The organism is Pedobacter sp. 01N416, from assembly GCF_056399685.1.
In genome coordinates this window covers 1-9,916 of the sequence record NZ_JBFTRT010000174.1, presented here as the reverse complement: position 1 = coordinate 9,916, position 9,916 = coordinate 1, and the positions used below count along the sequence as shown (strand labels likewise).

The window sequence follows — 9,916 nt, the reverse complement described above, 5'->3', positions numbered from 1 at the left end:
GCCCAGGCTAGAAATGGAGGAGGTATAACCATTATAGCGCTCGCTATTGGAAACATAAGGTAAAATGGCATTGATTTCCAGTTTGCTGTTGATGAAATATTTACCTCTAACCTCTAAAGAACGGTAAAGTTCATAATCATCTGGATTGCCCGCATGATTGGTTATTGGTGAATCCTGACTTCGCGCTGGGATAAAGAAATTTCCTCCATTAGGGAATAATGAATGTGATTGCCCTTCATAGCCGCTAAATGAACGATAACGGTATAAAACGCTGATGCTGTTGCGGTTGTAATAAGGGGTGATGCCCATAAAACAACCGCAGATATCGCAGGCAAAAGCCTGACTGCTCATGAGTAGGAAAATTAAAATCAATAATTTACGACTCGCTGTATAGTGTGTTTTTGATAAATTCATTGTCTGTTAATGTTTTTAAAAAGGCCTTGATCTGCTCTTTTTCTGTGGTATTTAAAGGGATGCCATTTTTTAGTTGAACGTCGAGATTTACTGATGCTTTAACGCCCGAATTATAATGTTCTAAAACCTCATCCAAGCTGTAAAAGCGCCCGTCGTGCATATATGGACTCGTATATTCGATATTGCGTAAGGTAGGTACCCGGAACTTTCCTAAATCTGAAGCTACACCCGTAATATGCGATCGCCCTTCATCGGTACTTACCAGATCTAATCCGTTACTGCGGTAAGAAAAATCTGTGAAAAATGGCGCTGCATGGCAGGATGTGCATTTTTCTTTGAACAGATTGTAACCCGCCAATTCTGCAGAGGTAAAAGAAATACCACTCTCTTTACGCATTACCTTATCGTATTTCGAATTGCCAGAAACCAATACTGCCGTAAATTGTGCAATCGACTTTAAAATCAGCTGCGAATTGATTTCTGTTGAACCAAAAGCTTGCTTAAATAAATCAGGATAAGGAGCCGTGTTTTTCAGGAACGCAACGATTGTTTGTATATCAGTACCCATTTCGCAGGCATCGGTAATGGCATTGAGCGGAGAAGTTTCGATGTTTTTTACACCTCCATCCCAAAAGAACGCTTTTTGCCATGCCAGATTAAAAAGTGGAGGCGTATTCCGTTTTCCCTGGCAATTATTTACGCCATGACTCACTTTATGATCAAGTTGTGTAAAAGCAGCAAATTGTTGGTGGCAGCTTCCACATGAAACGCTTTTATCGGCCGATAAGCGAGCTTCGTAAAATAACTTCTTGCCCAGTGCAAAACCTGCATTACTTAGTTTATTGTCTTCGAAATTGTATACAGGAGCAGGGAAGTTGGCAGGAACCAAAAAGGTAATTTTCTTTTCCTCAGGCGTTACTTCATCTTCATTCTTGCTACAGGCATACATCAACGCAATGCTTAAAAAAAGCATTGCGAAGACGGTTGTTTTCCTTAACATTTAGTTGTGAATGTGATCTAAACGAAATAAGCCATTTGCATAGTTGTTGGCTACAATTACAGAATTTGCCCCACCCATGGTCATATTCAAAGTAGCGAAACTCACGTCGGTTTTACCTGTAAATAATGCAGCTGCATTTACCTTAAAGTGCATATTCGGTTTACCATCTGTTCTCACGCGAAGCGGGTTTGCCGCATTAATCTCCGTAGTAAAAGTTCTAATGGTATTGTTTGGGTCAATAACGCCACCAATGTGGAAGGTAATTGTATTTCCAGTTGCTGTTGATTGTGGTGAAGTTCCCTCTAGTTTAACGAATATGTAACCACTGTTCCAGGTCCAGAACATGCCGTTGGTCGGATCTAGGGCACCAGTTTGTGCTCCAGCAAAATTACGGGCATAATCTACGCCAATGGTGTATTCTATTTTGGTATAATCACCCGTTGGTACATCTTTTAGCGTAATGTTTGTCGATTCTGTCTTCGAAGCATCGATTAAGAAATAACTTTCCGGAATGAGATAAGTTGTACCATCGACTTTGCTTAATTTGATATTGCTTACGTAGTATTTAAATACATTGATCTTAAAATCTTCGCCTTTGGCATTTTTGTAAGTTGTAGTGTTTAAAACCAACGGACTTCCGTTTACCTGATTTTCGAATTCAATAGAGAAAGTAGATTTGGTATCTGCAGCAACTTCATCGGTATTTTTTTTGCAAGAAGATAATAATATAATAGGGCATAACAATGCCAAAAAGTATTGTGATAATTTCATTTTAAGAAAATTGGATAAGTAAAAAGTATTTTAAGAAATTTTAATACGGCCGTCATGCTGAATTTATTTCAGCATCTTATTGACAATAATAGACTGATCCCCAATTATCAGGACAAGGTGACGATCGTAAAATAAAAAGATTTACTTAAACCGTTTTCGGTGGATGAAAGATGGAAATGGAAAGATCTTTAACCGGTTTTTCGATATAAAGATTTTCGGAAGTGATGATGAAATAAGGAAGATGATGGTTTAATGCAATAGCCTGAAATCTTGGTTCAGCCTCTGCAACCCTTTTCAGGTTTTCCTGAGCCTGTTTGTTTTTACCCTCAAGCTCTTTTAGTTTTTTAGCTAGGAAACATTGTCCATCACAGTGTAATTCTGGATGTTCTTTATTGATACAAAATACACTTGTGATGTATTCTTTGTTCATTTTATAACCAGAATAGATTACCAATTGCATGGCGCCGTTAGAAACGGTACACGTAATGATAAGATATATTAAGATTTTTTTGAACATGGGTATTGCGCTGCAAAAGTATTAAAGAAATTGGTTGCAGCAAAGAAAAAATAAGAAAGAGCAAGATTTTAAATATTAAAGTCAAACTTAAATGGTTACTTCTACATCGCGCCGAGGACGGCATTGCAGATCTTACCACATTGTAGCTCTCAAGCTCTAATATCATCAATGTAACCAGGAATCTGCATTGTAAGCAAAAATACCTCACATGTAGAAGTCTAATGGTAARTTTGATTTACAATCATATCTTACTATATTCGTACATCACTAAACGCTCTGTATGCTCCCAATTTACTATTATTCTGGTGCCACTTTACTTCTCATTCCCGTGGTTATTTTCTTAGTTAAATTGCTCCGGGATAGTATTACCGAAAAAGTGAAATTAAGCCTAAAACATGACTACGACGAAAGAATAGAGAAATTTAAAGATGATTTAACTTCGAACCAGACTATTCTAAACAATATTCTTTCTTCGAGCAGTTCAAGCTATCAAGCATATCAAGCTGAAAGGATAAAAGCTATAAAAAAATTCTGGGAAAATTATTTGCTTATAAGAGAGTCTATCTCCATGGTTCGATCATTGGATAGTTTTATTTTAAAGGAAGAATTTGGTGATCTTTACAATCCAAAGTGGAATGGAACTAACACAGTAGAGATTCAACTTCAATCAATAGATTTAAGCAGATTGAGTATATTAAGCAAATATCAAAATGATATTGAAAGTGTTAGACCTTACCTAAATGAATCAATATGGATCAAGACCTTATTTCTTGTTACATTTGTTGGTCGTATTCAGTATTTATACAAAATCGGAACTACCTCAAAAAGTGTTGAGCATTTTATGAACGATAAGGCATTGTTGAACCTTCTTAAAGATCATCTAAAGTCAGAGGAATTTAAATACATTAGTGGCTTGAAATTTAATATTATCAATTCTGTTCAATCTTTTGTTGAACAAACCATTTTATTTAATATACAAGAAATTTTAAAGGGTAGCGAACACACTGATAATACTTTCACGAAAGCTAAATCCCTTATTGATTTGATGTCGGTTCAAAAGAATTAATAATAGAAGACATTTTTTACATACTCAAAGCTTTTGACTCTTGTCTGGTCTTAGCGTCTCGCTAAGACTTTATTATTTGCCACGGAAACTTGAGAACACAAATAAATTGAAGAAAATAATGTCGTCATTCCGCTGCGCTTCAGTCGAGATGACGACACTAAGAAAACTATGCCTGCAAATCAGCCATTACTGCTTTGATTTTATCGCCAAGTTGTGCGTTAACCTTGTCAAAATCTTTTCTATCTGCTAAAGGAGCATTAACGCTGCAATAGAATTTAATTTTCGGTTCTGTTCCACTCGGGCGGGCTGAAACAATACTTCCATCTTCGGTAATAAACTGTAAAACATCTGAAATAGGATAATCCAGCTTAGTTACTTTTCCTGTTGCCAAATCAGTTTCCTGACTTAATTCGTAATCCTTTAGCACTGAAACTTTCGAACCGCCCAATGTTGCGGGAGGGTTTTCCCTAAATTTAACCATCATGGCTTTAATTTCTTCAGCACCTGATTTGCCTTTTTTGGTTAGCGAAACCAGATCTTCTTTGTAAAGACCATATTCAACATACATATCTAATAATGCATTGTATAAACTTGCACCCTTATCTTTATAATAAGCAGTCATTTCAGAGATAAAAGCCGCAGAAACCACAGCATCTTTATCACGTACTAAATCGCCGATTAAGTAACCGTAACTTTCTTCACCACCACCAATAAAGTATTTTTTACCTTCTAGTTCCGTCATTAACTGACCGATATATTTAAACCCAGTTAAGGTATTGTAGTAGGTTACATTTTTCTTTTTGGCAATTTCTTCGATCAGGTTAGAGGTTACAATGGTTTTCACAATAAACTGATTGCCATCTAATTTGCCGCTGTCTTGCCAAGCTGATAACAGGTAATTGATTAATAAACTGCCCGTTTGGTTACCGTTGAGCAATACCCATTCGCCATCATTATCTTTTACCGCAATACCTACACGGTCAGCATCAGGATCTGTAGCCAAAACTAAATCAGCATCAATTTCCTTTGCTTTGTTCATTGCTAAAGTCAATGCATCTTTTTCCTCCGGATTTGGATATACTACGGTAGGGAAATTTCCATCTGGCGTGCTTTGTTCTTCAACCAGGGTTACATTTGTAAAACCAAACTGAGCCAAAGCTTTTGGTACCAGGGTAATCCCAGTTCCGTGGATAGGAGAGTATACAATTTTTAAATCGTGCTGTCTTTTTATCGCTTCCGGAGAAATAGAAAGTGCAGTGATTCCGTCTAAATACAGTTTGTCTACATCTTCTCCAATGAGTTCGATATTCGCCTCAACACGGTCGAATTTAACTTCGTCGATACTTTTAATCTTATTTACTTCATCGATCACCAATTTATCATCAGGAGAAGTAAATTGACCACCATCTGCACCATAGGCCTTATACCCATTATATTCTTTAGGATTATGCGAGGCTGTTAGCATTACACCGCTTTTGCAACCAAAATGGCGCACAGCGAAAGAAAGTTCTGGAGTTGGTCTTAATGCAGAGAAGAAATAAACATGGATGCCGTTTGCAGAGAAAACATCTGCTGTAATTTTAGCAAAATAATCGGAGTTATTGCGACTGTCGTGGGCAATGGCCACCTTGATTTTTTCGTGAGGGTACTTGTTGTTTAAATAATTGGCCAATCCTTGTGTAGCCGTTCCAATAGTGTATTTGTTGATCCGGTTAGAACCCGCACCCATAATGCCACGTAGGCCACCAGTTCCAAATTCTAAACTTCTATAAAATGCATCTGTTAATTCGGTAGTTGCATCTTTATCCACAAGGGCCTGAATTTCTGCCTTGGTATTTTCATCATAATTTCCACTTAACCACTGATTAATTGTGGCTTGTGTTGATTGGTCAATTGCCTGCATTGAGCTGTTTTTTAAATTTAATATCTGGTGTTGAACAAATTTTATTGAATGATGTTTGGTTGAAACGCATTTATTTCAGCACATCCAAATTTTATTTTGTTGAGGGTGTTGCTTTTAAGCTGCTTTTGTTTAATTTCACGCCCCGATACAATAATAAAGAAAATTACATATTCTAGTATTTAAAATTGAAACCATCATAATTTTCTATAGCCAAAAGTAAATAAATAAATTATGATAGCTTCATTACCGTTAAAAACAATAAGCATTAAATGAAAATATTAAAATTTGGGGGTACTTCAGTAGGTAGTCCTGAGCGCATGACGAAGTTGTTGGATATCGTTAATCCAAATGAAGAGCAGATTGTAGTATTATCAGCCGTGTCTGGTACTACAAATAGTTTAGTAGAAATTGCAAATTATTTTTTAGCTGGAGATAAGAAGAAGGGAAGCGAGTGCGTGGAAAATCTATACCAGAAATATAAAGCTTTTGTTGTTGAATTGTTGCCTGCTGACGAGTTTCAAGAGCAGGGAAATGAAGTGATCGATTATCACTTTGGTTTCTTAGCTGGCTTAGCGAACGATATTTTTACTCCAATTGAAGAGAAGGTAGTGTTGGCCCAAGGAGAATTGTTATCTACAACTTTATACCATATTTATTTAAAATCTATCGGCGTACCCTCGGTATTATTGCCGGCTTTAGATTTTATGAAAACGGATGAAGATAATGAGCCTGATATTCCTTTTACAACGAAACATTTAATGCCTCTTTTGGAGCAGCATAAAGACAATAAACTGTTCATTACACAGGGATACATCTGCCGCAACAGTTTTGGCGAGGTAGATAATCTACGTCGAGGTGGTAGTGATTATACGGCATCATTATTAGGTGCAGCAATTATGGCGGAAGAAGTTCAAATCTGGACGGATATTGACGGCATGCACAACAACGATCCACGTATTGTTAAAGGCACTAAACCAATTGCACAGTTATCTTTTGATGAAGCAGCTGAGTTGGCTTATTTTGGCGCAAAGATTTTGCACCCTCAATCGGTTTTCCCAGCACAAAAATATAAAATTCCGGTTCGTTTGTTAAACACGATGGAACCTTCAGCTGCAGGTACTTTGATTACTCACGATAGCGAAAAAGGAAAAATTAAATCAATAGCAGCGAAAGATGGCATCACGGCAATCCGTATCCAATCGAGTCGTATGTTGTTGGCTTATGGTTTCTTACGGAGGGTTTTTGAAGTTTTTGAGCGGTATAAAACACCGATTGATATGATTACCACTTCTGAGGTTGCCGTATCGTTAACCATTGATGAAACAGCTCATTTGCCGCAGATTATCGAARAGTTGGAAAGTTTCGGAACAGTAGAAGTAGATACCGACCACAGCATTGTATGTGTAGTGGGCGATTTCGGTTCGGAGAAGCATGGTTTCGCCAGCAGGGTTTTAGAAGGTTTAAAACACATTCCGATCCGTATGATTTCTTACGGTGGAAGCAACTACAACGTTTCGCTTTTAATATTAAGTGAGTATAAAACCGAAGCTTTAAGAAGCCTGCACAATAGATTATTCGAATAAGAGGAAAAAAGCGCCGATTATTACCAGTAATCCGATAAGAAAGTGAAAAGCCAGAAAGCTTGCCGGTAGCAAACCGTTTTTATGCTTTTTGTAAGAGTTATACAATCCTGCAGAAAGAATAAGAATAATAAATATGGCAGCTGCTATCTTCATTTTTTGATAAATAAGAGGAACAGTACAATGAAGAGTAACACGATAAAAAACCGGACTTTTCCATTATATTGTTTCTGGGTAATTCTTCCATGCTTTAAATCCAGGTAGTTACCCAAATAAATTAGCCCAAAGAATAAAATTAAAATTATAATAAGGAATTTGAACATGTTCGCCGATAAAGATATATCAAAGTTTAACAATATAGAAACGCCTTTTTACTACTATGATACCGATCTGTTGCAAAAAACCTTGCGTACCTGCGCAGATGCAGCGGCTCCGTATCAATTTCACATTCACTATGCACTAAAGGCAAATTTTAATTCTGTGCTGTTAAACCAGATTAAAGAAATTGGTTTCGGTGCAGATTGCGTGAGTGCAGGAGAGGTGAGAAGAGCAGTTGAAGTAGGTTTTGATCACAAAAAAATCGTTTTTGCCGGAGTAGGTAAATCGGATAAAGAAATCAACGAAGCCCTTGATCTTGATATTTTCTGCTTTAATGTAGAATCTATCCAGGAATTAGAGGTACTAAATGAACTTGCCGGTAAAAAAGGTAAAACAGCTCAGGTGGCTATCCGCATCAATCCCAATGTGGATGCACATACACACCACAACATTACCACTGGTTTAGACGAAAATAAATTTGGGATCAACTCATGGGATTTGCCAGAGTGCGCAGAAACTTTAAAAGCATCTCCAAACCTGAAATTTATTGGTATCCATTTTCACATTGGTTCGCAGATTACCAATTTGGATGTGTACAAAAACCTTTGTGTGCGTGTAAACGAATTTGCAGCCTGGTTTGAAGATAAGGGTTTTAACCTAAAAGTATTAAATGTTGGTGGCGGCTTAGGCATCGATTATTACAATCCTGATCACCAGATTCCTGACTTTGAATCTTATTTTAAGATTTTCAATGAATTTTTGACTGTTAAACCTGGTCAGGAAGTACATTTTGAATTGGGCAGGGCATTGGTTGGTCAATCGGCTTCATTGATTACGCGTGTACTTTACATTAAAAACGGAAAGAAAAAAAATTTCGTGGTTTTAGATGCCGGTATGACTGAATTGATGCGCCCAGCCTTATATCAAGCCTATCACAAAATCGAAAATCTTAGTCAGTCTGGAGTAACGAGTTCGAAGTCCGAAGTCGGCCAATTGATAGATTTTTCTTTATCGGCAGATATTTGAATGGGACCTGCATCAACAATTTTTTCTTTTTTAGTGTAAGAGAAGCCAGTCCAGATGAGCATAGCAATGCCCACAACGATTAATATAATTCCTAATGTTCTGTTCATAATATTATATTTATATCAGAACAGTAATAATGTCGATAAGTTTTATTAGAATTTATAACCCAAAGAAATCTTACTTGCTAAATTTATATTTTCGGCTATTTCAAATGAAAGTGTGATTTTTTTTACGTTTAAAAAGTAGCTAAGATTCCATGCTCCAGAACTTTTAATTATTTTATCAATATCTGCGAAATCCCCGTATTTAAAACTGTTAGCTAGTCCTGGTGTTCCACCGATGAAAAGCCTAAAAGCATGTTTAATATCATGATTACGCATTCCTCTAAAGATCACTTCTGTCGATAAACCTGTGGTCCAAAATCTTTTCCTATTTGAAACACCTGCATAATTGTAAACTTTACCATTATAAACTTCTTCTCTAAAATCAGCGTACGCTCCACTTTCGGTACTTAAAGCGTTTTCCCAATTTATAAATCTAAAATCTGTATTTCCATTAGCAGACGTGCTATGGAAGCCTATAGAAGTTCTCAAGCCAAAGCCATACATATTTTTGTTAAAAGAAGGTGGGTAATCTGCTTTGGCATTGTTAGCATTATCTTGGTAGGTATTTTCTGCGCTCCCTAAATAACCAAAAACACCGTATGCAACGTTAAATCCTTTAAACGTATGGGCACGGTTGATATTCAACATACCCAATTCAAATGAAACGCTACCATTTCCTGGAGAAGACGCCCCGGCAAAACTTGCTGATGCATGTGTTAAAGATTTAACACTGTCGGCTTCCATCGGACGAGGCAGATAGCCCATGTTATTTCCCGGCAAGGCAGGTGTAAGATACGTTCTGCAGGAGCTGGCTAAAATAACCACAAGCAAAAAAGGAAAGAGAGTATTAATTTTAGTTTTCATTTTTTTAAGTTAAGTTGATTTATTCGTCAAAGAAATCTACCAAACCTCCCAGGAAATATTCTTGAATACCTTCCGTAAAATCTTTATAATCTTCATCAGGGATATTGGTTTGTTTAAATTCCAGTGAAGTTCCTTTTTTATCTTCGTGAAGTTTTATGGTTACGATAGAAGGTTCGTTTTCTTCTCCAAAATACCATTGTTGAACAATTTGTTTGCCGTAAACAAACTCAATGTTTTTGCCCGTAATATCTCCATCCCAGAAAGAAAATTCTGTTTCTGGGAATTCTTCAAACTCTACTTCAGCACCAGTCCATAATTTTATGCTGGTTTCTTTGGTAAGGGCTAAATAAACT

General features: G+C 36.8%; 9 protein-coding genes and 1 pseudogene. 3 read left to right on the top strand and 7 right to left on the bottom strand.

Annotated features, from left to right (window positions below):
• The 4 genes and pseudogenes from AC1DND_RS11615 to AC1DND_RS11600 all read right to left on the bottom strand — a co-directional run.
• A pseudogene (locus tag AC1DND_RS11615) lies at nt 1–414 on the bottom strand (hypothetical protein); the annotation flags it as partial.
• Nucleotides 377–1,387 carry a cytochrome-c peroxidase gene (locus AC1DND_RS11610; RefSeq protein WP_477581761.1) on the bottom strand — a complete coding sequence of 337 codons (1,011 nt, stop codon included), beginning with the start codon at nt 1,385–1,387 and terminating at the stop codon, nt 377–379. The pseudogene AC1DND_RS11615 and the gene AC1DND_RS11610, both read right to left, overlap by 38 nt.
• A 27-nt stretch (nt 1,388–1,414) precedes the next feature.
• On the bottom strand, nt 1,415–2,185 hold the full coding sequence (locus AC1DND_RS11605; protein WP_477581759.1) for an MbnP family protein: 771 nt from the start codon (nt 2,183–2,185) through the stop codon (nt 1,415–1,417).
• A gap of 145 nt (nt 2,186–2,330) precedes the next feature.
• Nucleotides 2,331–2,702 (bottom strand): hypothetical protein, encoded by a 372-nt coding sequence (locus AC1DND_RS11600; protein WP_477581757.1) that lies wholly within the window; start codon nt 2,700–2,702, stop codon nt 2,331–2,333.
• 280 nt (nt 2,703–2,982) lie between these two features.
• Here AC1DND_RS11600 and AC1DND_RS11595 point away from each other — a divergent pair, with 280 nt between their 5' ends.
• Entirely contained in the window at nt 2,983–3,768 is a 786-nt protein-coding gene (locus AC1DND_RS11595) for a hypothetical protein (RefSeq protein WP_477581755.1), read from the top strand.
• A gap of 166 nt (nt 3,769–3,934) precedes the next feature.
• Here AC1DND_RS11595 and AC1DND_RS11590 read toward each other — a convergent pair whose 3' ends face one another.
• Entirely contained in the window at nt 3,935–5,671 is a 1,737-nt protein-coding gene (locus AC1DND_RS11590) for a phospho-sugar mutase (protein ID WP_477581753.1), read from the bottom strand.
• 269 nt (nt 5,672–5,940) lie between these two features.
• Here AC1DND_RS11590 and AC1DND_RS11585 point away from each other — a divergent pair, with 269 nt between their 5' ends.
• Nucleotides 5,941–7,254, top strand: a complete 1,314-nt coding sequence (locus AC1DND_RS11585) for an aspartate kinase (RefSeq protein WP_477581751.1) — start codon at nt 5,941–5,943, stop codon at nt 7,252–7,254.
• Nucleotides 7,255–7,572: 318 nt separating this feature from the next.
• Complete coding sequence (lysA, locus tag AC1DND_RS11580) at nt 7,573–8,595, top strand: diaminopimelate decarboxylase (protein ID WP_477581750.1); 1,023 nt, start codon at nt 7,573–7,575, stop codon at nt 8,593–8,595.
• A gap of 152 nt (nt 8,596–8,747) precedes the next feature.
• Here the strand turns inward: lysA and AC1DND_RS11575 are convergent, their stop codons facing one another.
• Together AC1DND_RS11575 and AC1DND_RS11570 are read right to left on the bottom strand one after the other, a co-directional pair.
• On the bottom strand, nt 8,748–9,563 hold the full coding sequence (locus AC1DND_RS11575) for a hypothetical protein (protein ID WP_477581748.1): 816 nt from the start codon (nt 9,561–9,563) through the stop codon (nt 8,748–8,750).
• A 19-nt stretch (nt 9,564–9,582) separates the two neighbouring features.
• Nucleotides 9,583–9,916: SRPBCC domain-containing protein (locus AC1DND_RS11570; protein ID WP_477581746.1), on the bottom strand; the 334-nt coding region annotated here is incomplete at its 5' end.

Excerpts from the sequence above, each read along its gene's own strand:
- AC1DND_RS11595 (WP_477581755.1), top strand. The coding sequence starts at position 2,983 with ATGCTCCCAATTTACTATTATTCTGGTGCCACTTTACTTCTCATTCCC.
- AC1DND_RS11605 (WP_477581759.1), bottom strand. The coding sequence starts at position 2,185 with ATGAAATTATCACAATACTTTTTGGCATTGTTATGCCCTATTATATTA.
- AC1DND_RS11590 (WP_477581753.1), bottom strand. The coding sequence starts at position 5,671 with ATGCAGGCAATTGACCAATCAACACAAGCCACAATTAATCAGTGGTTA.
- AC1DND_RS11600 (WP_477581757.1), bottom strand. The coding sequence starts at position 2,702 with ATGTTCAAAAAAATCTTAATATATCTTATCATTACGTGTACCGTTTCT.
- AC1DND_RS11610 (WP_477581761.1), bottom strand. The coding sequence starts at position 1,387 with ATGCTTTTTTTAAGCATTGCGTTGATGTATGCCTGTAGCAAGAATGAA.
- AC1DND_RS11575 (WP_477581748.1), bottom strand. The coding sequence starts at position 9,563 with ATGAAAACTAAAATTAATACTCTCTTTCCTTTTTTGCTTGTGGTTATT.
- lysA (WP_477581750.1), top strand. The coding sequence starts at position 7,573 with ATGTTCGCCGATAAAGATATATCAAAGTTTAACAATATAGAAACGCCT.